The organism is Marisediminicola senii (genome assembly GCF_011057645.1).
GTDB lineage: Bacteria > Actinomycetota > Actinomycetes > Actinomycetales > Microbacteriaceae > Marisediminicola > Marisediminicola senii.
On sequence record NZ_JAALGE010000020.1, the window covers coordinates 1 to 22,556 of the forward strand.

Consider the following 22,556-nt stretch of genomic DNA (forward strand, 5'->3'; position numbering starts at 1 on the left):
GCTCCGGGCGCACCGCCGCGCTGGTGCCGCGGGGGCGCTGCGGGCCGCCCGCGCCGGGGCGGGGAGGGGTGCCTGCGCCGCGGGGGCGGGTGGGCGCGCTAACGGCCATCGCGTGCACCCCGCATCTCGGAGACCGCGCGCCACACGCCGTCGACCGTGTCGTCGAGGCCCATCGGAACGCAGGTCCACCCCGCGGCGCGCAGCCGGTCGACGACGGACGAGCCCGGCGCGGCCCCGATCACGAACGCGATCGCGAGTTCGAACGACGACGGCTCGCCGACGAGGCGGTCGACGGTCGCGGCATCCGCCTCGGAGAGGATGGCGAAGACCGAGCCGCTGCCGGGTTCCGCGCGAAAGAACGGGTCGAGCGACGGGTCGGTCGAGTACCCGCCGGTCGTCTCGGTGAGCGCGATCTCGGCGAGGGTCTCGAGGAACTCGTCGATGGCGGCGACCGAGTCGAGCTGGGTCGGCCCGGTCTCGACGATCTCGACCTCGAAGCCGCCGCGCGCGAGGTGCAGGGCGATGGATGCCGCGAGCGAGATTGCCAACTCGAAGGCGGCGCTTTCTGCGTCGTCCTCCGACCGGAACACCAGTGAATCCGTATAACCGACCAGCCGGGTGTCGAGGATGACGCGCGCCTCGGCGTGGCTGCGGGGCTCCTCCTGGCGCACCATGAGGTCGCCGTGCCTGGCAGTCGCCCTCCAGTGCACGCGGCGGAGCGCATCGCCGCGGCGGTACTCGCGGGTCGAGAGGTCGTCGTCGCCGCCGACCGACCGCCGCACGAGCATCGAGCTGCCCTCACTGGCGAGCACCGCGAGCCCGGTATCTGGCATGTCGACGAGGCGCGGGGTCACGATGAGCCGGTCGGCCTGCCCGATCGAGATCTCGGTGCTGGCGAATCCGAACGGGTCGGCGAGCACGACCTCCATCGGCCCGATCGAGAATACGCCGCGGTGCGGGGGCAGCAGTTCGTAGCGGAAGCCGCCGGTGCCGACCGTTGAGGCCCGACCAAGCGCACGACCACGCGACGACGAGATCGGGGGCACCTGGGCGAAGCCGTCGGGCCCTGACGACCACGGGCGAACGTCGCGGCAGATGAGGTGCGGCGTCGGAACCACCCCGCGGTTGCGGATCTGCAGGTCGACGGTGGTGGCGTCGCCGAGCGAGACGACCGCCGGACTGAAGGTGCGGGTGACCTCGAGGCTCACCCGGCGAAAGCGGGCGATGACGTAGGCGATGCCGGGCAGCAGCAGAGCGAGCGCTCCCCCGTAGGCGAATTCGGCCATGTCGCCCACGTAGGCGACCACCATGAGTACCGCACCGACGGTCAGCAGGCCCCAGCCACGGCGCGAGAGCCGGGTGACCCTGCCGTCATCGGCCCGGAGCGGGAGGCGCGGCATCGTGGGTCACGCGGAGGGCGCGGAGCCCAGCGGAACCGGGGTCGCCGCGAGGATGCGGTACACGACGTCGGTGAGCGACGCCGACTGGGCGGCACCGGCGACGGCCGCGAGCTTGGTGGAAGGGATCAGCCGGTGCACGAGTACCGGAACGGCGAGCGCGTCGATGTCGTCCGGCAGCACGAACTCGCGGCCGTCGAGGGCCGCGCGGGCCTTCGCGGCGCGCACGAGCTGCAGGGTCGCACGGGGGCTCGCCCCGAGGCGCAGGTCGCGGTCGACGCGGGTGGCCTGGCTGATGGCGACGGCGTACTGCTCGACGGCACGGGAGACGAACACCGTGCGCACGGTGCGGATCATGGCGAGAAGCTGGTCGCCGGTGATGACCGGTCGCACGAGGTCGAGGGGGCTGCTCGTGCCGCGCGTCCTCAGCATGGCGAGTTCGGCCGCGGCATCCGGATATCCCATCGAAATGCGGATCATGAACCTGTCGCGCTGCGCCTCGGGAAGCGGGTATGTGCCCTGCATCTCGACCGGATTCTGGGTCGCGACGACCGTGAACGGCGAGGCGAGCTCGTGGGTGCTGCCGTCGACGGTGACCTGGTGCTCTTCCATGCTCTCGAGCAGCGCGGACTGGGTCTTCGGGCTCGCCCGGTTGATCTCGTCGCCGATGACGATGTTCGCGAACACCGGGCCCGGAATGAACTCGAACTCGCGGCTGGCCTGATTGAACATCGAGACGCCGGTGATGTCGGATGGCAGCAGGTCGGGGGTGAATTGGATGCGGGAGACCGAGCAGTCCACGGACCTGGCGAGTGCCCGCGCCAGCATGGTCTTGCCCACGCCTGGCACGTCTTCGATGAGCAGGTGCCCCTCGGCGAGCAGCACCGTCATGGCGAGCTCGACCGCCTCCGGCTTGCCGTCGATGACGGTCTCGATGCTGTCGAATACGGCGTCGCTCAGGCGGCGGAACTCGTCGATCGGCAGGGTGTCGTGACGGGCGTCGGCCGGACGGTCACGGGCGCCGTGCGCGTCGAGGACGGGTTCGCTGGCAAGACTGCTCACGGTGCTCCTCGCGGTGGCGGTGATGACGTTTTGGTAACGCTGACGTCATTGCAGTCTGCCAGACCAGATGTGTAAAGCCCCAGAGTGCCCGGCAGCGCCCACGGCTTTCATCATTCAGGAGCGCCGCTGGTATTTGTTTCATCATTCAGGAGCGCCGCGGGCATTCCTTTCATCATTCAGGAGCGCCGCGGGCATTCGTTTCAGGATTCAGGAAGATCTGGGGCTGGAGTAGCGAAATATGCCGCGTGATGGCGTGTCAGCGCGGCATCCACCCTTCGACCCCTCGAATGTTCCTGAATGATGAAAGCTGACGCACGTCAGTGGTCGGCCGCACCGCGGAAGCGCTCCGCGCGCTCGGCACGGGCTTCGGCCAGGCCGGCCGCGCGCTCGGCACGGGCTGCGGCAAGGCCGGCCGCGTAGCCGTCTGCCCGGCCCGCCGCGTGCCCCTCGGCGTGCCCGTCCGCATGCCCCTCCGCGTGCGCCTCGTCGCTGCCGAGGCGGAACATGTCGTTCTCGGCCGGGCGGATGAGTCGCGCCGCCCCCGGTTCGTCGAGGTCGGCGACGAGACGCCCGAGCCCGCGCACGACGGCGACCGGCAACCCGTCGGCCTTGCCCTTCACGAGGTCGGTCGCGCCGGCGAGCTCGTCGGCGACCGCCGGCAGCGTCACGTTGAGCGGGCGGCCGTTGGCGTCCGTGGTTCCGCGGAGGTCGTCGATCACGCGCAGGCCGGCCGCGCCGATCGCGACGTCGGTCTGCCCGTCACGCCAGGGGCGGCCGAGGGTGTCGGTGATGACGACGCCCACGGGCACTCCGAACCGCTCTCGCAGCGCCCGGCAGATGGCGTGCGCCGACGCATCCGGATCGAGGGGAAGAAGGAGGACGGTGCCCTCCGGGGTGTTGCTGCCGTCGACACCGGCCGCCGCCATCACGAGCCCCAACCGGTTCTCGACGATGCGGGTGACGCCGTTCGGGTGCGTTCGGCTCGCGACGAGCCGCACCGTCTCTGCGGTGATCGCGTTCTCGCGGTCGGCCGCGGCGATCGTGCGGCCCTCGGCCTTCGACACGATCTTGCTGGTGACCGACACGATGTCGCCCTCCTCGAGCGACCCGACCGCGTCGCCGATCAGGCGCGCGAGGTCGTCACCGGCGACGATCTCGCCGATGCCCTCGACAGCCCATACCGAGAACACTCAGCGCACCAGGGCGGGCAGCACCGAGCGCCCGAAGACGTCGATCCACTCCCGCTGGTTGCGGCCGGCGTTGTGCAGGTAGATGCGGTCGAAACCGAGGTCGACGAATTGCTGGATGTAGGCACGGTGCACGTCGGGATCGGCGCTCACCGGCATCCGTCCCTCGAAGTCTGCTGGCCTGACCATGCGTGCGATCTGCTCCAATTCGAACGGCGACCGGATGTCGCTTCGGGGAAACCTCATGGCACCGTTGGGCCACTCGGTGACGGCATTCTGCATCGCTTTCTCGTCGGTCTCGGCCCAGCTCAGGTGCAGGCGCAGCACCGTCGTCATGGTGGATGCATCCTTGCCGACCTCACGCGCGCCATCGGCGAACCGCTGCAGCAGGGTCGCGACCTTCTCGATCGGCGCTGCCTCCGTGATGAGCCCGTCGACCGTGCGCCCGGCGCGCTTGGCGGCGACGGGCCCGGCGGTCGCGACGAGGATCTCGGGCGCGACCTCCGGCATGGTCCACAGCCGGGTGGACTCGAGCTTGTAGAAGTGGCCGTCGTGGCGCACGTCCTTGCCGGCGAGCCCCGACGCGAACAGCTTCTTGATGATGTCGACGGCCTCGAACATGCGATTGATGCGCTCGGGGGCCTCCGGCCAGTACTGGCCGATCACGTGCTCGTTGAGGGCCTCACCGCTGCCGAGTCCGAGCCAGTGCCTGCCGGGATACATCGCGGCGAGGGTCGCCGACGCCTGCGCGACCATCGCGGGGTGCCAGCGGAAAGTGGGCGCGGTGACACCGGTGCCCAGGTCTCCGGTGGTGGTCTGCCCGAGGGCGCCGAGCACGTTCCACACGAACGACGCCTGCCCCTGGGCCGGAACCCAGGGCTGGAAGTGGTCGGCCGCCATGATGCCGCGAAACCCGGCCCGCTCGGCGTGCGCCGCGAAGTCGAGGATCTCGGTCGGGTTGAACCTCTCGAGCATCGCGGCGTAGCCGATGTGGGCGGCGGTGGGAGGCATGCTCCCATTGTCGGCCAGGATGACCGGTTCTCGATTACCGCTGTGTTCTTCAGCCCTGTGCGTTGGTGCCCTGTGGGTTGGCGGCCTGTGCGTTGGTGGACCCGCCCGCGGGCTCGTACGACCACAGCTCGGCGCTGATGCCGACGGGCCCACGGCCCGCGTGGGCGTGGGGTGCGTCTGCTGCACTGGCTGCCGGTGCGTCGGTGGATGCTGCGCCGTCGGGCTTCTCCGAGCCGCCGCGGTGTCCGTGCGCAAACGATGGCGACTCGACCCAGGCCTGGAAGCTCGCGTCATCGCTCCAGCGGGTGATCACGAGCCAGGTGGTTCGGTCGTCGGTGGGCTTGAGCAGCTCGAAGCCCTCGAACCCCGGCTGGCCGTCGACGGCTCCGGCGCGGGCGGCGAAGCGGTGTGCGAGTTCGTCCCCGCTGTCGGCCGGAACGGTGATGGCGTTGATCTTGATGATGCTCATCGGGCTCTCCTCGGTTTGGCGAATGCACGCCTCGCGGGTGCACGGCAATGCTTCCACGCCCGGCTGGGCGGCCGGTGCGGCTCGAATCGGCCAGCGCATATTCTGGGGGCACCGCGTCGCGCCTCTTCGGTTCGCGAGCGCCAGCATCCGATTCGAGGCAGCCATGCACATCTCCATCCCGTTCGTCGAGGTGCTCGCCCTCGCCGCGTCGCAGGGTCCGTTGCCTCCCATGGTCGCGGGGCTGCGCAGCGAGGGGTCGACGGCGCACGCCGACATCGACCTGCGGGAGGTTCCGAGCACCTCGACCGCGATGCGGTTCGCGCTCGCTGCCGCCGGCACCGTGACCGTCACGGCCAGGGTCGTGTCGTTCGCAGCCGGTGTCGCCACGGTCGCCGTGACGGCGCACGCGTGGGGGCTGCCCGCCCACAAGCTGCTGCCCTACCTCGTCGATCCGATCGCCGGGGCGGTGCGCAAGGCCGGGCTGCCCGACGGAATCGTCCGCATCGAGCGGGGCGACGGCGACCCCGTCGTACTCGTCGACGTGCAGAAGGCGGTCGATTCGCGCGTCGAGGGCCTGGTCGTGACGGGCGTCGCGCTCACCGATGACCAGGTCGTGGTGGATGCCGCTGTCGGGGCGTTTCGGCGGCTGTGACGGGCGGCGGCGCTCAAGACGCGCGCCGCCGCATCCACTCGGCTTCTGGGGTGTCCCGGCGTGACTAGGCGAGTGCGCGCAGTCGGGGCGCGAGGTCGCGTTCGAACAGGGTGAGGAAGCGGCGCTGGTCCTGTCCCGGCGCGTGGAACACCAGGTGGTTCATGCCGTATCCGACGTACTTGGCGATCTCGGCGACGACCTCGTCGGGGTCGGATCCGACGATCCAGCGCGAGGCGATCTGCTCGATGGGCAGCGCGTCGGCCGCCTTCTCCATCTCGACCGGGTCGGTGATGTCGTGCTTCTGTTCCTTCGAGAGCGCGAGCGGGGCCCAGAAGCGCGTGTTCTCGAGGGCGACGTCGGCGTCGGTGTCGTACGAGAGCTTGATCTCGATCATGCGGTCGATGCTCTCGAACTCGCGGCCGACCTTCTCCGCGCCCTCCTTGACGGCGGGGATGAGCGCGTCGGTGTACAACTCCGATCCCTTGCCCGAGGTGCAGATGAAGCCGTCGCCGGAGCGTCCGGCGTAGCGGGCCACGACCGGTCCGCCCGCGGCGATGTAGACGGGGATGCCGCCCTCCGGACGGTCGTAGATGCTCGCGTCGTGTGTTGAGTAGTACTCGCCCTCGAAGTTGACTCGGTCTTCTGTCCACAGCTGGCGCATGAGCTGCACGGCCTCGCGCAGGCGGGCGAAGCGCTCCTTGAACTCGGGCCAGTGCTGCTCGCCCGCGCCGCGGAAGCCGGTCGCGACCTCGTTCAGGGCCTCCCCGGTGCCGACGCCGAGCATGATGCGACCCGGGTAGAGCACGCCGAGGGTCGCGAAGGCCTGGGCGAGAACGGCGGGGTTGTAGCGGAACGTCGGCGTCATCACCGAGGTGCCGATCTGGATCGTGCTGGTGCGCTCGCCGACCGCCGCCATCCAGGCGAGCGAGAAGGGGGCGTGCCCGCCCTCGTGGCGCCAGGGCTGGAAGTGGTCGCTCACGGCGACGCTCTCCATGCCGTGCTGCTCGGCGGCGACGCCGATCTCCACCAGCTCGCGGGGGTCGAATTGCTCTGCGGATGCCTTGTAGCCGAGTTTGAGGGTCACGGGTCCATTCTGTCGTGCCGGGCTGGAGGTTGGGGGTGGGGTGGGGGTTGTGGGCGGTGTCGGTGTTTCTGGGGGGCGATCCAACTGAGGGTATCGCCAGGCCCATGCAGATCGATATCCTGCGGTCATCGTGTTGGACCAGGTGCGCGGGTTCACGTCTGTTGTGCGCGTCCCGCGCTCTCGTGCGGCGGCGCCCGCTGTCGTGCTCGCCGTCTGCCTGGTCGCGGTGGTCGCCCTCGCCTTCCACTGGATGGATGGCCTCCGAACATTCGTGACGCACCCGGTCGCAACACTGGCGCTGGCAGGATCGGCGACCGGGATCGCGATGCTCGGCGCGCGCCGTGGTGCACTCGGCGACCGGGCGGGTAGTCGCTGGCTGTTCGGCCTTGCCGTCGGGGTCGCGGCGTATCTGGGGCTGGGGGCGCTTGCCACGACGCTCACACAGGGAGGGTCGCCGGTCACTCCCGCCGTCGTGGGGCTGTGGAACGCGTGGTGGGCGGTTCCGCTCGCCACCGTGCAGCTGGCCGCACTGCGCACGATGCCGCGGACGCGTGGGTGGTCCATCGCCTTCGGCGCGCTGGCCGGCCTCTCGGTCCTGTTCGCGGCAGTGCTGGCCGAGCCCGTGGATCCGTTCGCCGGGGTACCGCCCGCTGCCCCGGAGGGGTGGTCGTCTCCACCCGTGGCCGGTGCGCTCGTCACCCTCTACTTTCTGGCAACGGTCACCACGCCCGTACTGCTCGCGGTCCGACTCGCCCACGCCGACCGGGCGCGGCGAGTCGCCGGTCTCCTCGCGGTGGCCGCAGCGGCGATCCCGCCGCTCCTGGTCGTGGTGTGCGTCGGCCTGGCCGTCGCGCGCGACCCCGGGAACGTGTCGGCGTCGATCGGCAGCGTGGGGTACCTCGTGTCCATCGCGGTGGGCTGCCTCGCGGCATCCATCGCCCTCTCCCTCGTGCGGCCGACCGCAGACGGACCGGCGATGAGGCGCATCGTCGGCGGGATCCTCGGGGGTTACGCGGCAGTCGGCGTGGTGCTCTCGGCGACCTGGCTCGGCGCGATGCTGGTGCCGGCCGGACCCCTCGTCTCCGGTCTCGTCGTGGCGGCCATCACCCTCTCGGTCGGCACGGGGTGGTGGCTAGCCGTGTCGGCCATCCTCGGGTGGCTTGCGACCCACGAGAAACCGGATCCCGCAGTGCGGCTGGCGCTCCTGAGCCCGCGGGAGCGGGAGGTGATGGCGCTGCTCGCTGACGGTGTTCGCGACGCGGAGATCGCTGCCCGCCTGCACCTGTCGGAGCGCACCGTGGAGAGCCACCTGACCCGGATCTTCGCCAAGTTGGGACTGGATACCGGCGACGGGCGCAACCGACGGGTACTCGCGGTGCGCGCGTGGACAGAAGCCGGCGCGGGATCGTAGAGCGAGCTGGCGGCATTTCACGGGCCGGATTGGGCAGGTTGCGGGCCGGATTGGGCAGGTTACGGGAAAGTCCGGATACCCGAGACGGTCCACGACGCGGATTCTGGGGGCGGCGGGAGGTTCCCGCCCCAACGAGAGGTCACCCCGTGTCTGAATCCGCGTCGTTTTCCCCCGACCCTGCCGCGTCTGGGCGTGCTGTTTCCGGGCCCGCTGTTTCTAGGCCTGCCGCGTCTGGGCCTGCTGTCTCCGGGCCTGCTGTTTCCGGGCCTGCCATGTCCGACATTGCGCCATCTGGGCCTGCCAAGTCTGGCCGCGCCGCGGCTGAGCCTGCAGTGTCCGGCCACGTGCCGGCTGACCCCGCCTCGGCGGGTACCGCGCACTCATCCCCCTCCAGCGATGCAGCCACCCCGAAGAGGCACCCGGCCCGATCCGGCAGCGCCGCGATCATCGTGCTTCTCGGCCTGGTGGTGGTCGGCGTGCTGTTGCGGCTCGCGTTCCTGTTCTGGCACCCCCCGGTCGGCACCGACCTCTATGACTACGACACGATGTCGCCGATGCGCGACGCGTGGTTCGCCTGGCACCTGTTCGCCGGGGCGCCCTCGGTTCTGCTGCTGTTCCCGGCCCTGTGCACCCTGGCCGTCCTGGTCTGCCTGCGACACCGGGTAGCGCAGCTGCTCGCCATACTCGGTGGACTGGTCGCCGGCGCGGGTGCCGTGCTGTTCTCGTTCGGACTGGCGGCCGAGGCCGCGACCTGGGCGTGGGCACTGAACACTGCCGTCGTCGACGCCGATGCCGGCGCGGGGTTCCTGCGTGGCATCGAGGAAGTACCGATGATGACCGACATCATCCTGCTCGGTAACCTGCTGATCCCGGTCGGAATGCTCGCGACACTCGTCGCGCTGATCCTGTCGCGCGGGCTGCCCTTGTGGGTGCCCGCGTCGACGACCGCGGTTCTGGTTGTCGGAGCTCTCCTGCCACCCTTGCCGGTGCTTGTGGCACCGACGGCGATCGTGCAGAGTGTCATGCTCATCATCCTGGGCGGGTACTCGGCCCGCGCGGTTCTCGCCAACACCGCGACGCCCGCCGTCGATGCGGCTGCTGCGTGAGTCGGCAACGGCCAATGGATGCCGCGGCTGCTGAATATTGCTCAGTGCGGTTTCATCGGGCCGGTGGGCTACGTCTCCTCCTCCACAGGCAGGTCGGCGGGACAGTTCTCCACAAATAATCACGCCGCTGATCAGCAAAAACACAATGTCAGTGGTCGGGTTGAGAGTAGAGACATGCAAGAACCCCACGTCGCCGATCCGCTTCTGGCAGTGCGCCTCGCGACGGCGGCACTCGTGCCCGTGGCCGATGACATTGCTATCGCCGCGCAGGGGCTCAGCGATGAGGCCCTCATCGAACTGGCCGATTCCGCCGAAGAGACAGCCCGATACAACGCCGCCATCTCGATAGCTGCGGCTGCCGAGATCGAGGAGCGATCCCGTCGGGAGCTCGGCAACGAAGGACTGTCGCGCCGTCACGGGCACAGCCGCGGAGCGGGCCTGGTCGAACGGGTCACACGGGTGTCTGCGGCCGAGGCGAGCCGACGCATCCGGCTGGGTACTGCCGTGAGTCCGCGAACCAGTCTCGGCGGAGGGTCGATGCCGCCGCTGTATCCCGCGATGGCCGACGCACTGTCCGCTGGCCGTCTCGGGGTGGATGCCGCGAACGCAATCCTTCGCGCGCTAAGCCAGGTTTCCTCCACCGCAGACCCCGTCGACCTGCACATCGCGGAGGCGGCGCTCGTCGAGTACGCGCGCGACGAGCCAGCCGACCTCGTCGCGGTGCAGGCGATCGCCTACCGCGAGGCACTCGACCCCGACGGCGCAGAGCCGCGCGACGAGGAGTTGCGGCGGCGCCGCGCCCTAACCCTCGGCCGCGAGGTCAACGGCATGACCCGGGGCGTGATGATGCTGAACCCGGAGGCGGCGGCACTAGTGAGGTCGATGCTGTCGAACGGTGGCGACCCCGCGCGGTCGCCGTGGTTCATCTCCGACGACGACCTCGGGGCGGGCAGCACCGTGATCCCCTCCCCCGACGGCGACATCGTCGTGAAGTTCACCGACCCGCGCTCACGAGAGCAGCGCCAGCTCGACATCCTGATGGGAACGCTCAAGGCGGGCCTCGGAGTCATCGACGACGCTGGCAGAAGTCGCAGTGGGAGCGACGGCGGCAGTGACGGTGGCAGCAACGACAGCGAGAGCACCGGCGGCGGCCGAAGCGGCGGCAGGCAGCGTCCGCTCGCGACCGTGACGGCGGTCGTGAGCCTTAAAGATCTCGAGGCGGGTATCGGGGTCGGCTGGCTCGACGACGTGACCGAGCCGGTCTCGGCGGTGACCATGCAGACCATGATCTGCGACTCGGGCTACCGACCGATGATCGTCGGCGACGAGGGCGAGGTGCTCTATCTCGGGCGCACCAGGCGCTTCTTCACCCGCGCCCAGCGCACGGCGCTCGGCGCACGCGACGGCGGGTGCGTCTGGCCATCGTGCACCGCCCCGCCGAGCTGGTGCGAGGCCCACCACATCGTCGAATACACGAATGGCGGGCGCACCGACATCGACAACGGGGCACTCCTCTGTTCTAACCACCACCACATGCTGCACGCTTCGGCGTTCACCATGAAGATGATTCAGGGCCGGCCGCGCCTGCTCTCCCCGCCCTGGCTCGACCCGCAGCAGGCGTGGAAGCCCCTCGGTCGCAATCGGGCGCTGATGACGGCTCTTCGACGGTAGAAGCTGTGTCCGCTACCCGCGGGGCTTCTGCAGGAACTCGGCGACGGCATTCGGGACGTACGGGCCCACGTCCCCACCCAGCGACGCCACCTGGCGCACGAGAGAGCTCGATACGTGGGCGTGCGCGGGATCCGGCAGCATGAACACGGTCTCGACGCCCGCGAGGTTGCGGTTCACGATCGCCATCGGGGTCTCGTACGCGACGTCGACCTGCGAGCGCACGCCCTTCACCAGCACGCTCGCGCCGACCTCTGTGCAGTAGTCCACGAGCAGGCCCACGCTCCACGAGGTGACGCGAATGTCTCCGGCCAGCTTCGCGTCGGTGACCGACTTCTCGATGAGCGATACCCGCTGCGCGACGGGCAGCAATGCGGTCTTGCCCGGGTTGTGCACCACGAGTACGTGCAGCTCGTCGAAGATGTGCGCCGCACGCTCGATCACGTCGAGGTGCCCGAGGGTCACGGGGTCGAAAGAGCCAGGGACGACCGCGATCCGCTTCATTCCTGCACCCTATCCGCCGAATGTTGCCGGAAGGTGACACGGGCAGCCGAGCGCTGACGACACCTCAGCTCTTGGCGAGGAAGTCCCGCGTCGTCTCGTCCAGCCGGCGGTCCAGGGCGCCGCGCAGGTCCTGGTGGTGTTCCAGGGTCGGGTCGCCCTCGATGATGTCCGCGGCGATCGCCCGCGCCTCCGAGATCAGCTCGCCGTCCTTCGCAACCCTCAGCAGGCGCAGCGACGACCGCCCACCCGACTGCATGCTGCCCAGCACGTCGCCCTCGCGCCGCAGTTCGAGATCCCGCTGCGCGAGTTCGAAACCGTCGAGAGTGGATGCCACCGCCTCGACCCTCTCGCGCGACAGCGTCTCCTCCTCCGCGGCCGTCACCATCAGGCACAATCCCGGAACGCCGCCGCGCCCCACGCGACCCCGCAGCTGGTGCAGCTGCGACACCCCGAAGCGGTCCGCATCGAGCACCACCATGACCGACGCGTTGGGAACGTCGACCCCGACCTCGATCACCGTGGTGGCGACCAGCACGTCGATCTCGCCCGCGGCGAACGTCTGCATGACGGCATCCTTGCGGTCGCCCGGCATCCGTCCATGCAGCGATTCGATGCGCAGGCCCGCGAGCACCGGGTTGGCCTGCAGCTCGGCGAGCACGTCGGTCACGTTCGCCGCGGCGCGCGCGGGGGCTGGCTCGCCCTCCGGTGCGATGCCCGCGCCGTCGTCGCCCACCTCGCCCTTCGCGGCGGCCGTCGAATCGATCGCGGGGCACACCACGAATACCTGCCGCCCCAGCGTGACCTCCTCGGCCACCCGTTGCCAGATGCGCCGCACCCAGCCCGGCTTCTCGGCGAGCGGAACCACGAAGGTCTCAATCGGCACGCGCCCGGCGGGCAGCTCGGCGATGGTCGAGATGTCGAGGTCGCCGAAGACCGTCATCGCGACCGTGCGCGGGATCGGGGTCGCCGTGAGCACGAGCACGTGCGGCGGCGTCTCGCCCTTGCGGCGCAGCGCCTCCCGCTGGTCGACGCCGAAACGGTGCTGCTCGTCGACGACGACGAGCCCGAGGTCGAAGAATCCCACGTTGTCGCTGAGCAGGGCGTGCGTTCCGACGACGATGCCGGCCTGCCCGGTCACGGCGGCGAGCGCGGCCTTGCGTCGTTCGGCGACGGGCTGCTGCCCGGTGATCAGGGTGGGGCGCACGGTCGCCGCGAGGTCGGGGCCGAGGGTGCGCACGATCGACCGCAGGTGCTGCCCCGCGAGCACTTCGGTGGGGGCGAGGAGCGCCGACTGCCCGCCCGACTCGGCGACGCCGAGCATCGCGCGCAGGGCGACCAGGGTCTTGCCCGACCCGACTTCCCCCTGGATGAGCCGGTTCATCGGGGCGTCCGACGCCATGTCCGCCGCGATCTCGGCCCCCACGGTGCGCTGGTCACCGGTGAGCACGAACGGCGTCGCCGCATCGAACCGCTCGAGCAACCCCCCGGGCTTCGGCTCGCGCCTGGTCGCGTCGGCCATCCGCAGCGCGGCCCGCTGCTCGAGCAGCGCGGCCTGCAGCACGAAAGCCTCCTGAAAGCGCAACGCGGCGCGCGCTGCCCCCCAGTCGGAATCCTTCTGCGGGCGGTGGATGAGCTCGAGAGCGCGGGCGAACGTCGTGAGCTTGCGCTGGGATCGCACCCGTGCCGGCACCGGGTCTGGCACCGCGGGCAGGGTGTCGAGCACCACGCCGACCGCCTTCGCGATCTGCCACGACGCGATCGATGCCGTCGCCGGGTAGATCGGAATGGGCACTGCAGCCCACGCCGCGATCGACTCGCTCGAGCTCATGCCGTCGGTGGGCTGGTCGGGTGGGAACAATTCGTAGTCGGGATGCGCCAGCTGCAGCTGACCGCGGTAGTCGCCGATCTTGCCCGCGAAGATGCCGCGAACGCCCCGGCGCAGTTCTTTCGTGCGCCAGCCCTGGTTGAAGAACGTGAGAACGAGCACACCCTTGCCATCACTGATCCTGACTTCGAGGATCGACCCCTTCTTGACCTTCATGGCGCGCTCCTGCACCTCGATAACCTCGGCGACGATCGTCACGTTCTCGTCGAGGGGTACATCGGCGAGCGCGGTCAGCTCACCCCGGCCGGCGTAGCGGCGCGGATAGTGGCTGAGCAGGTCGCCGACGGTGTCGAGCGCGAGGCCCCGCGCGAACGCTCCCGCGGTACGACCACCGAGCACTGCGCTCAGCCGCACGTCGAGAGGGGAATCCGCCATGCTCCGATGCTATTCCGCGCCGCCGACGATGCTCACCGCCTGGTCGAGTCCGCGGCTCACATCGTGAACGTGTACCCGCCGGCCTGCCTCACCGCGGTACCGATCTTCGCCGAGTAGGCGTCGTCGTTGACCTCGAGCGAGCGCAGCTGCCGGGCGACCTGCCGCTGGCTGTGCTTGAGAAAGTTCACGGCCACGACCTTCTCGGCGGCCGACGCCTCCAGCCCGTCGCGCTCGAGGGTCGCCGATGCCCGTCCGATCACGGCGACCTGGGAGTAGATCCCGGATGCCACTGCCGTGAGCCTCTTCTGCAGCAACTGCTTCTCCTGCACCTTCTTGCCGTGCTTGCGGAGCGCGCCCTCTGCTGCATCCCGCAGCCTGGCGGTCTGCTCGCCGAGCAGCGCGGTGTGCTTCGCGAACGTCGGGTGCGCCCCGGTCAGGCGCCCCGGCCGGATCGCGCGGTTGATGCGGCCCGACATGTAGGGCGCGAGCACCCCGATGGCCTTGGCCGGGTCGCTGATGCTGAGCGAGCGCACATCGGGCAGCTCCTCGCTGAGCGCCTTGAGCCCGCCGAGGGCGACGAATGCCCGCATCACGTCGTTGGCACCCTCGAAGATCGGGAAGATCCGAAAGTCGCGCAACGCCTTCGAGAGCGGGTGGTCGTCCATGTAGGCAGTGCCGCCGTGCACCTGGAACGCCTTGTTGAGCGACTTCCAGCCCACGTCGCTCGCGACGATCTTGGTCATGGCGGATTCGAGGGAGTAATCGGCGACCCCGAGGTCGACCAGCCCCGTGGTGAGGTACGACATCGATTCGAGGCCGTAGATCTGCCCCGTCATCCATGCCGCCTTCTCCTCGACGAGTTCGAAGTCGAGCAGGGGCCGCCCGAACTGGGTGCGCTGGGTGCCGTGCTCGAGGGTGAAGTCGAGGAACCGCTTCATTCCACCGGCGATCGAGGTGCCCATCGACATGCGCCCGTTGTTGAGCGTGTTCATCGCGATGCGGAAGCCGTCGCCCGGCTCGCCCAGCAGGTTCTCGGCTGGCACCCGCACGTCGTTGAAGTGCACGCGCTGCAGGCGGTTCGCCTTGAGGCCGAGGGTCTCGAACCGCGGCCCGGTGCTGAGCCCATCCATTCCCTTCTCGACGACGAGGGCGACGTGGCCGAGGTCGGAGCGGGCGAAGACCGTGAGCACGTCCTGGTCGCCGTTGCCGATCCAGCGCTTCTCCCCGTTGAGGATCCACGATCCGTCGGACTGCCGCTCTGCCCAGGTCTCGAGGTTGTAGGCGTCGGAGCCGACGTTGGGCTCGGTCAGCACGAAGGCGGCGAGCTTGCGCCCGGCGGCGAGGTCGGGCAGCCAGCGCGCCTTCTGCTCGTCGTTGCCGAACAGGTGGATGGGCTTGGTTCCGATGGATTGGTGCACGCCCATCACCACGGCGAGGCCGCCGTCGACGCGACCGAACTCCTCCATCACGCGGCAGTAGCCGCTCTGGCTCAGCCCCTGGCCGCCGTACTGCTCGTCGACGAACAGGCCGAGCAGGCCGCGCTCGCCGAGGTCGCGAATCGTGTCGTCGCCCACCCAGCGATTGCGCTCCGCGGCGGCCGGGTCGTAGATCGTGTCGAGGTACTCGCGGGCCGACGCCGCGAGCGCGTCGACCTTGTGGCGCTCGTCGGCGGCCATCACCGGGTACGGCATCACGAGGTCGGATGCGATGCGCCCGAGGAACAGCGACTTGGTGAAGGAGGGCCTGCTGGAACGGTCGACGGTAGCCATGCCCACAGTGTGGATTGACGATATGGATGCCTCGAACTGATTGTGAGTTCTCTACAAATGTCGCACCGGGCCGCGGGGACCCCGTGCTGCCGTTTCGCCAATCGTGGGTACCGTGGGGCGAATGACACGAATCATCGCGGGATTCGCCGGATCCATCACCATCACGGTGCCCGGTCGGGGTACACGGCCGACGAGCGACCGGGTGCGCGAGGCGATCTTCTCATCGCTCGAGTCGAGGGGCGGGTTCGCCGGGGCGAGGGTGGTCGACCTGTACGCCGGGTCGGGGGCGCTCGGGCTCGAGGCGGTGAGCCGGGGGGCAGAATCCGCGGCCCTGGTGGAGAAGAACGGGGCAGCCGCGATGGCTTGCCGCCGGAACGCGGCGACGGTGCTGCGGAGTGCACCGCGACGGGCCGCCGGTGACACGCCGACCGTCGACGTGCGGGCCGCCGCGGTGCAGTCCTACCTCGCCTCCCCCACCGCACCGGCCGGTGCCCCGTGGCACATCGCGTTCCTCGACCCGCCGTACGACCTCAGCGACGACGACCTGGCGAAAGACCTGGCCCTGCTGGTGCCGCTCCTCACCGCGGGGGCGATCGTCATGGTGGAGCGCAGCTCGCGCTCGACCGAGCCGGCCTGGCCCGACGGCCTGACCCTCGACCGCCGGTCGAACTACGGCGACACGACGCTGTGGTGGGCCAGCACGGCCGAAGTCGACGACGACGAGTAGCTAGCCCGCGTCGCCGTCCCAGCCGCGGTAGGGGTCCCAGCCCGCGCTGCCGTCGTACGGCACGCCGTCGACCACGATTCCGGCACCCTCCAGCACTCGGCCGATCCGCCGGAAGCCGCCCGGCAGTTCGCCACCCGGGGGGAACGTCGCCAACAGCGAATGGTCCTCCCCGCCGGCCAGGGCGCGGGCCGGGTCCTCACCGAGCAGCGTGGAATCGAAGTCGAGCATCACGCCGCTCGCCGCCGCCAGGCGGCCCGCGTCGATCGCGAGTCCGTCGCTGAGGTCGAGCATCGCGGTGGCGCCGCCGGCGGCCGCGGCCGGTCCGTCGGCGATGGGGGGCCGCGGCGCGAGCTGCGCACCGACCGCATCGGGGTGCTCCGCACGCACCGGGGCGGCGGCGGCAGCATCCGGATGCCCATCGATGATACCTCCGGCGAAGAGCAGCTGCAGTCCGCGGCCGGCGACGCCGAGGTCACCCGACACCGCGACGATGTCGCCGGGCCGCGCACCCGAGCGCAGCACCGCGGGGCGTCCGCCGAGGTCGCCGAACGCCGTCACCGCGATCGTCAGGGTGTCCGAGACCGAGAGGTCGCCGCCGACGACGCCGCACGCGGGAGCCATCGCTTCGCAGGCGTCGCGCAGGCCGTCGGCGATGCCCTCGAGCAGCGATACCGGTGAGTCACGGGGCGCCGCGATGGCGACGACGAGGGCGGTCGGGGTGGCTCCCATCGCGGCGACATCCGACAGGTTGGATGCCGCGGCCTTCCAGCCGAGGTCGTGCGGCGTCGACCACGCCAGGCGAAAGTCGGGCCCGTGGATCATCATGTCGGTCGTCACCACGAACCGGCCGTCGGGTGCCGCGACGACCGCGGCATCGTCGCCTGGACCGAGCAGCTGGGCGGCCGCGGCGGGCAGCCGGGGAAAGATGCGCTGCAAGGTGGCGGATTCGCCGATGCCCCCGAGCGTGTCAGGATCCGTCATGGTCTTCACGGTAGCCTGAACGCGATGAACGGGATCGCAGCACGAGTCAGCACCGTGTTCGCCCGCACCCTGCTCGCCAGTACCCTCCGCCGTGACGCTTCCGGCATTCTCCGCCCCCGCACTCTGCGGGCCGCCGCAGCGTCCGTCGGCGCGATCGCGATGCTCGGCATCACCGGGTGTACCGCCGCCGTTCCGATGGAGGCAGCTCCGGATGCCGCCAACCCGACGTGTGCCGAGGTGAGCGTGCGACTGCCCGACGCGATCGACGACCTCGAGCTGCGGCAGACCGACGCGCAGGCCACCGGCGCCTGGGGCGACCCGGCGCTCGTGCTGCTGCGCTGCGGCGTGGAGGTTCCCGGCCCGTCGACCCTGCGCTGCGTGACGATCGACGGTGTCGACTGGCTCGTCGACGACTCGGTCGAGGAGTACGGAACGTTCACCACCTACGGGCGCGACCCGGCCGTGCAGGTCGTCGTCGACCACGACACCTCCGACTCGAACGCGCTCAACGCCCTGGCTGGAGCCGTCGGCGGCATCCCCGCCGATGGCGCATGCACCACCGCCGAAGACGTTCTCGGTGGCGGCGACGCGGTGCTCATCCCCGAAGCGCCCGCCGAGTAACCGACCTTGCCGTCAGCGGCGCGGGCCGTCGAGCCCGACGAGCTTGCCCGCGATGCCGCCGGCGGCACGCAGCGCGGCTCCGGCACCGAATCCGGCAGCGGGTCCAACGACGCGGGCATCCCGCGCCTCGACGAGGGCGTCGGTGAGCACGGTCGCGGCCGCGGCCTGCGGTGCCCACAGGTACAGCGACATCGCGCCAGGGATCGAGTTGACCTCGTTCACGAACAGCTCGCCGGTCGCCTCGTCGAGCAGCAGGTCGACCCGCACCACACCGGTGAGGCCGGTGGCCTCGGCGGTGCGCGTGGCGAGCTGCCGCGCGGTCTCGGCGATGCCGTCGGCGACCACCGCGGGAAATTCGCGCGGCGCACTGCTCAGGCCGGCGTCGCTGCCCGCACCCCCGGAGAGGTACTTCTCGGCGTAGGAATAGACACCCGTGCGGGGCTTGCCCGCCGGGTCGCCCGTGGCAGTACCGGCAGCACCGGCGCCACCGGCGGCAGCAGTCCTGCCGCCGCGGATTGGCCGCTCGAGCTGCGTGGTCTCGAAGACCGGGTGGGTGCGGAACCCGATGTTCAGGTCGACCAGCTCCGGGCGGTACGGCTCGACGACGGCTCCGGCTCGGAGGTGCGCGCTGGCCTTGCTCACCGCGCGGGCGGCGGCGAGGTCATCCACGATCTCGATGCCGATCGACGATCCGCCGAAACGGGGCTTGACGATGTACGGGCCGGGGAACGACGGCTCGGCCGTCATCGACACGAGCTCGCGGGGCAGGGACGCGATGCCCGCGTGGTGCATGAGGGCGCCGAAGGCGAGCTTGTCCATGGCGACCGCGCCCGCGTAGAGCGACGAGCCGGTGGCGGGGATGCCCAGCAGTGAGAACAACGCAGCGGCTCCTCCGCCCTCGCCGATGCCGCCGTGCAGGCACAGCAGAGCGGCGGAGATCTCGAGCTCCTCGGTGCCGAAGCGCTTCTTGACGAAGATGCCGGCACCACCCGAGACGCGCACGATCAGTGGGGTCCAGGACGACGACGGGCCCTCGAGGTAATCCTTCGCCTCGGTGCCGAGCGGCGGCTGGAACCACTCGCCTGACGGCGCCCAATAGATGGGGATGACGCTCTCACCGGCGGCGGTGAGCACGCGCTCCGCCTGCAACCCGGTGAGGATCGAGATCTCGTGTTCCGGCGACGGTCCGCCGAACACCACAGCCCATTGATTCGCCATTTCAACCCATCACAATTCCAGCCGCAACTAACCGAACCGGCGATCCCCCGGTGCGGCTGTCATCACGGGTAGTGGTCCGGTAAGTCGTTCTCGTACAGGATAACGCCCCGGTCACCGGCCTGATCGACGGCCGCAGCCACGGCGGCCTGGCGCTGGTCGTATGTCCTGACGGGGTGCTGGCCGCCCGATGCGCCCGCGACGAGGGCGGCACGGTTGGTGCGCGCGATGGCGAACAGGTGCCCGTTGGAGCGGGCGATGGATGCCGCGAACGCCTCGTTGCGCTCGGCCTGCGCCGTGCCCAGCTCGACCATTCCCGGGGTGACGACCACGAGCGGACCCCCGCGCTCTTCGGCGAGCTGCGCGGCCCCGCGTAGCGCCCGCTCGGCCCCGACCGGGTTCGAGTTGTAGGTGTCGTCGATCACGACGGCGCCGCTCGGCGCGTACTGCACCTCGGCGCGGTGGTGCGCCTGGGGAAGGTCGCCGAGGCGCGTGAGCACCGGGGTGACGTCGATGTCGAGGCCGACCGCGATGCCGAGGCTGACCGCGAGGTTCACGGCGTGCCCGGTGCGCGGCACGACGAGCTCCGAGGTGACGGTCTGCCCGAACTGGGTGACGGTGATGCGCTGCCCGGCCTCGTCGACCACCACGTCGGCGGGGATGCTCGGGGTGGTCGACACGGTGATCACGCGCTTGCCCTGCTGGCGGCAGGTCTCCGCGAGCCCGGCGAGCATGTCTTCGTCGACAGGAAGCACGACGGTGCGTGCCTCCTCGGTGATCTCGGACTTGGCCTCGAACACGACCTCGCGCGAGCCCATACGGGCCAGGTGCGCCTCGCCGATGGTGGTGATGGCCGCAATGTCGGGCGGAAAGTTCTTGGCCAGCGCCCGGATGTCGCCGACCCCGTAGACGCCCATCTCGGCGACGAATACTTCGGTGCCTGGCACGACGCGCTCGTTCACGGCGCGGGCGAGGCCCATCTCGTTGTTGAAGCTCGCGGGCGAGGCGACGATCGCGGTGCTGCCGGCGAGCAGGTGCGCGACGTAGTTCTTGGTGGAGGTCTTGCCGTACGACCCGGTGATGGCGACGATGATCGGCCGCACCTGTGCGAGGCGCTTGCGGGCGCTCACCACGAACTTGCGCGACAGGCGCCGCTCGAGCGGAACCGCGAGCTTCAGGGCGAAGTCCATCAGCGGCGGCGCGAGCAGCAGCACGACGGGCAGCCCTGCAATGCCGACCAGCAGCCACAGCAGCGCGCCGGCGACGATCATCACGACGGCCCAGATGGCGGTGAGGCGCTTGAGGCGGTCGGTCCAGGCGAGCTTCGCGCTGGTGCCGCGGATGCCCAGCCCGATGGGGAGGGCCGCGATCAGCAGCAGCGCGGCGGGCGTCGCCCAGACGAGGGCGGACTGCTGCATCCACCCCACTGCACCGACGATGGACAGTGCCAGCGCGACGATCGCGAGCACGGCGTTGATCGGCCGCACCTTGAGCCACAGCATCGCGAGGATGGAGACCCACGGCGCGATGTAGTGCTCGCGCTGGGCGACCCTCAGCCAGCGACCGGCGGATGCCGCGGCGGCGATGATCGCGGTGAGCAGGGTGACGATGACGACGATCACGAGGAGACCTCCGCGAGGAGCGAGCGCAGGGCGTCGCGAACGGCGATCTCGAGGGGTCCCTCGAGCAGGTGGGCGGCGCCGGGAACGGACTGGAAGGTCGCGCCGGGGATGAGCGTGCTGGCGGCGATGGCCGCGTCTGCGGGGGCCGACGTGTCGAGCTCTCCCCAGACCATGCGGGTGGGCACGGCGACCCTGGCCAGGTCGTCGCGGTAGTCCTCGGCGACGACCTTCACCATGACGTCGCGCATGACGCCGTGCGCTGCGCGGTAGTCGGCCGACCCGTGGGTGTGGCGGGCCTTCTCGAGCATCGACTGCGGCAGCACCCTGCGCTTCGCGAGTGCGCGCACGACCCGGTACGATACCGCCGGCTTTGGTGCCGCACCGAGGCGCAGCAGCGGGACTCCGGTCAGGACGAGCCCCGACACGAGGTGCGGGTGGCGGGCGGCGAGGCGCACGGCGACGCGACCGCCGAAGGAGTGCCCGACGATGACGACCGGTGCGGGCGCGCCACCACCGGTCGCGGCTCCCGCGGCGCTGAGCCCCTGGAGCGCCTCGGCGACGGCATCCGCGTATTCGACGGTGCCCCACGCGGTGTCCGGCTCGGTCGTGATGCCGAAGCCGGGCAGGTGGATGGCGACGGCGTCGAGGCCGTCGACGACGCGTTCGAAGTCAGCTCCGGAGCGCGCCCAGCCGTGCAGGGCGATCACGCTCGGGGGCGTGGCTCCCCATTTCTCGGCCAGTACCCGGCCGTCGGACAGCGCAGTAATCACTGCTCACTCCCCCTGTGGTTCATCGCTGTCGGTCGTGAGGTGCGGCGCGATATCCCGCGGATTCATCGTACCGGCGAGCACTTCGGCGACCTGGCGCACGATGGGCATCGACACGCCCTTGGCCTCGGCGAGGGCGAGTACCGGGGCGACCGACGAGAGCCCCTCCGCCGTCTGGTTCATCTGCTCGACGACGTCGGAGAACGTGTAGCCCTGGCCGAGCAGGCGCCCCGCGGTGTTGTTGCGCGACAGCGGCGACTCGCAGGTGGCGATGAGGTCGCCGAGCCCGGCGAGGCCGGCGAGGGTCTCGGCGCGCGCACCGTAGGCGACCGCGAACTCGGTCATCTCGGCGAGGCCGCGCGTGATGATCGACGCCTTGGTGTTCTCGCCATAGCCGACGCCGTCGACGATGCCGATGGCGACCGCGATGAGGTTCTTGAGCACCCCGCCGAATTCGGTGCCGATCACGTCGGTGTTCACGTACGAGCGAAAGTACGGGTTGGTCGCGGCCACGGCGACGGCACTCGCGGTCTCCAGGCTGCGCGACGAGACCACGGCGGCGGTCGGCTGCTCGCGGGCGATCTCGAGGGCGAGGTTGGGGCCGGATGCCACGGCGATCCGGTCTGGATCGATGCCGAGCTCCTGCGTGATGACCTCGCTCATGCGCAGCCCGCTGCCCTTCTCGACACCCTTCATCAGGCTCACGACGATGGCGGTCGACGGGATCAGCTCGCTCACGATGGCGAGGTTCGCCCGCAGCGACTGGCTGGGCACCGAGATGAACACGAACTCGGCTCCGTCGAGCACGTCGGGCAGGCGGGAGCTCGACCACAGGTTGCGGGGCAGGTTGATGCCGGGCAGGTAGTCGCTGTTGCGCTTGCTCTGGGTGATCTCCCGGGCGAGTTCGGGGCGGCGGGCCCAGAGGGCGACGTCGGATCCGCCGTCGGCGAGCACCTTGCTGAACGTGGTTCCCCAGCTACCGGCGCCGAGCACGGCGATGCGGCGCACTCCGGGCCTGGGCAGCCGGATGGGCATTGTCATGC

At 70.3% G+C, this 22,556-nt stretch carries 20 protein-coding genes; 6 read left to right on the forward strand and 14 right to left on the reverse strand.

Annotated features, from left to right (window positions below; genetic code table 11):
- Positions 1-98: 98 nt before the first annotated feature.
- The 5 genes from G5S38_RS08230 to G5S38_RS08250 form a co-directional block, all read right to left on the reverse strand.
- Complete coding sequence (locus G5S38_RS08230) at positions 99-1,400, reverse strand: DUF58 domain-containing protein (protein ID WP_165067126.1); 1,302 nt, start codon at positions 1,398-1,400, stop codon at positions 99-101.
- 6 nt (positions 1,401-1,406) lie between these two features.
- Positions 1,407-2,381 (reverse strand): AAA family ATPase, encoded by a 975-nt coding sequence (locus G5S38_RS08235; RefSeq protein WP_165067242.1) that lies wholly within the window; start codon positions 2,379-2,381, stop codon positions 1,407-1,409.
- 395 nt (positions 2,382-2,776) lie between these two features.
- Entirely contained in the window at positions 2,777-3,649 is an 873-nt protein-coding gene (locus tag G5S38_RS08240; protein ID WP_165067129.1) for a coenzyme F420-0:L-glutamate ligase, read from the reverse strand.
- Positions 3,650-4,657 (reverse strand): TIGR03557 family F420-dependent LLM class oxidoreductase, encoded by a 1,008-nt coding sequence (locus G5S38_RS08245; protein WP_165067134.1) that lies wholly within the window; start codon positions 4,655-4,657, stop codon positions 3,650-3,652.
- Between the two features lie 49 nt (positions 4,658-4,706).
- Positions 4,707-5,126, reverse strand: coding sequence for an antibiotic biosynthesis monooxygenase family protein (locus tag G5S38_RS08250; RefSeq protein ID WP_165067137.1), 420 nt, complete (start codon positions 5,124-5,126; stop codon positions 4,707-4,709).
- A gap of 163 nt (positions 5,127-5,289) precedes the next feature.
- On the opposite strand from G5S38_RS08250, the gene G5S38_RS08255 reads away from it, so the two are divergent.
- A complete protein-coding gene (locus G5S38_RS08255) occupies positions 5,290-5,778 on the forward strand; it encodes a hypothetical protein (protein ID WP_165067141.1) in 489 nt (162 codons plus the stop codon).
- A 64-nt stretch (positions 5,779-5,842) separates the two neighbouring features.
- Here the strand turns inward: G5S38_RS08255 and fgd are convergent, their stop codons facing one another.
- Positions 5,843-6,862, reverse strand: a complete 1,020-nt coding sequence (gene fgd / locus G5S38_RS08260; protein WP_235928968.1) for a glucose-6-phosphate dehydrogenase (coenzyme-F420) — start codon at positions 6,860-6,862, stop codon at positions 5,843-5,845.
- A gap of 130 nt (positions 6,863-6,992) precedes the next feature.
- On the opposite strand from fgd, the gene G5S38_RS15525 reads away from it, so the two are divergent.
- The 3 genes from G5S38_RS15525 to G5S38_RS08275 all read left to right on the forward strand — a co-directional run bounded on the left by G5S38_RS15525 (position 6,993) and on the right by G5S38_RS08275 (position 11,050).
- Complete coding sequence (locus tag G5S38_RS15525; RefSeq protein WP_201276626.1) at positions 6,993-8,273, forward strand: helix-turn-helix domain-containing protein; 1,281 nt, start codon at positions 6,993-6,995, stop codon at positions 8,271-8,273.
- A gap of 344 nt (positions 8,274-8,617) precedes the next feature.
- Positions 8,618-9,379: a hypothetical protein gene (locus G5S38_RS08270; protein ID WP_165067146.1), complete on the forward strand. Its 762-nt coding sequence runs from the start codon at positions 8,618-8,620 to the stop codon at positions 9,377-9,379.
- Positions 9,380-9,553: 174 nt separating this feature from the next.
- Positions 9,554-11,050: an HNH endonuclease signature motif containing protein gene (locus G5S38_RS08275; protein WP_165067149.1), complete on the forward strand. Its 1,497-nt coding sequence runs from the start codon at positions 9,554-9,556 to the stop codon at positions 11,048-11,050.
- Between the two features lie 12 nt (positions 11,051-11,062).
- Here G5S38_RS08275 and coaD read toward each other — a convergent pair whose 3' ends face one another.
- From coaD to G5S38_RS08290, 3 genes are all read right to left on the reverse strand, one after another.
- Positions 11,063-11,551, reverse strand: a complete 489-nt coding sequence (gene coaD / locus G5S38_RS08280; protein ID WP_165067152.1) for a pantetheine-phosphate adenylyltransferase — start codon at positions 11,549-11,551, stop codon at positions 11,063-11,065.
- 64 nt (positions 11,552-11,615) lie between these two features.
- Positions 11,616-13,811 carry an ATP-dependent DNA helicase RecG gene (locus G5S38_RS08285; RefSeq protein WP_165067155.1) on the reverse strand — a complete coding sequence of 732 codons (2,196 nt, stop codon included), beginning with the start codon at positions 13,809-13,811 and terminating at the stop codon, positions 11,616-11,618.
- 56 nt (positions 13,812-13,867) lie between these two features.
- Positions 13,868-15,580: an acyl-CoA dehydrogenase family protein gene (locus tag G5S38_RS08290; protein ID WP_165067158.1), complete on the reverse strand. Its 1,713-nt coding sequence runs from the start codon at positions 15,578-15,580 to the stop codon at positions 13,868-13,870.
- 121 nt (positions 15,581-15,701) lie between these two features.
- On the opposite strand from G5S38_RS08290, the gene G5S38_RS08295 reads away from it, so the two are divergent.
- The gene (locus G5S38_RS08295; protein ID WP_165067162.1) at positions 15,702-16,307 is read left to right on the forward strand and encodes an RsmD family RNA methyltransferase; all 606 of its coding nucleotides are present in this window, start codon (positions 15,702-15,704) and stop codon (positions 16,305-16,307) included.
- On the opposite strand, the gene thiL is transcribed toward G5S38_RS08295, so the two are convergent.
- Positions 16,308-17,288: a thiamine-phosphate kinase gene (gene thiL / locus G5S38_RS08300; protein ID WP_165067165.1), complete on the reverse strand. Its 981-nt coding sequence runs from the start codon at positions 17,286-17,288 to the stop codon at positions 16,308-16,310.
- Positions 17,289-17,312: 24 nt separating this feature from the next.
- Here thiL and G5S38_RS08305 point away from each other — a divergent pair, with 24 nt between their 5' ends.
- Entirely contained in the window at positions 17,313-17,909 is a 597-nt protein-coding gene (locus tag G5S38_RS08305; RefSeq protein ID WP_165067168.1) for a DUF3515 domain-containing protein, read from the forward strand.
- A gap of 12 nt (positions 17,910-17,921) precedes the next feature.
- Here the strand turns inward: G5S38_RS08305 and G5S38_RS08310 are convergent, their stop codons facing one another.
- The 4 genes from G5S38_RS08310 to G5S38_RS08325 form a co-directional block, all read right to left on the reverse strand.
- Entirely contained in the window at positions 17,922-19,127 is a 1,206-nt protein-coding gene (locus G5S38_RS08310; protein ID WP_165067171.1) for a D-alanine--D-alanine ligase family protein, read from the reverse strand.
- A 62-nt stretch (positions 19,128-19,189) separates the two neighbouring features.
- Positions 19,190-20,746 (reverse strand): Mur ligase family protein, encoded by a 1,557-nt coding sequence (locus G5S38_RS08315; RefSeq protein WP_165067174.1) that lies wholly within the window; start codon positions 20,744-20,746, stop codon positions 19,190-19,192.
- Positions 20,743-21,516 (reverse strand): alpha/beta fold hydrolase, encoded by a 774-nt coding sequence (locus tag G5S38_RS08320; RefSeq protein WP_165067177.1) that lies wholly within the window; start codon positions 21,514-21,516, stop codon positions 20,743-20,745. The genes G5S38_RS08315 and G5S38_RS08320 overlap by 4 nt, the downstream gene beginning before the upstream one ends.
- A 3-nt stretch (positions 21,517-21,519) precedes the next feature.
- Positions 21,520-22,554 carry an NAD(P)H-dependent glycerol-3-phosphate dehydrogenase gene (locus G5S38_RS08325; protein WP_235928969.1) on the reverse strand — a complete coding sequence of 345 codons (1,035 nt, stop codon included), beginning with the start codon at positions 22,552-22,554 and terminating at the stop codon, positions 21,520-21,522.
- Positions 22,555-22,556 lie beyond the last annotated feature (2 nt).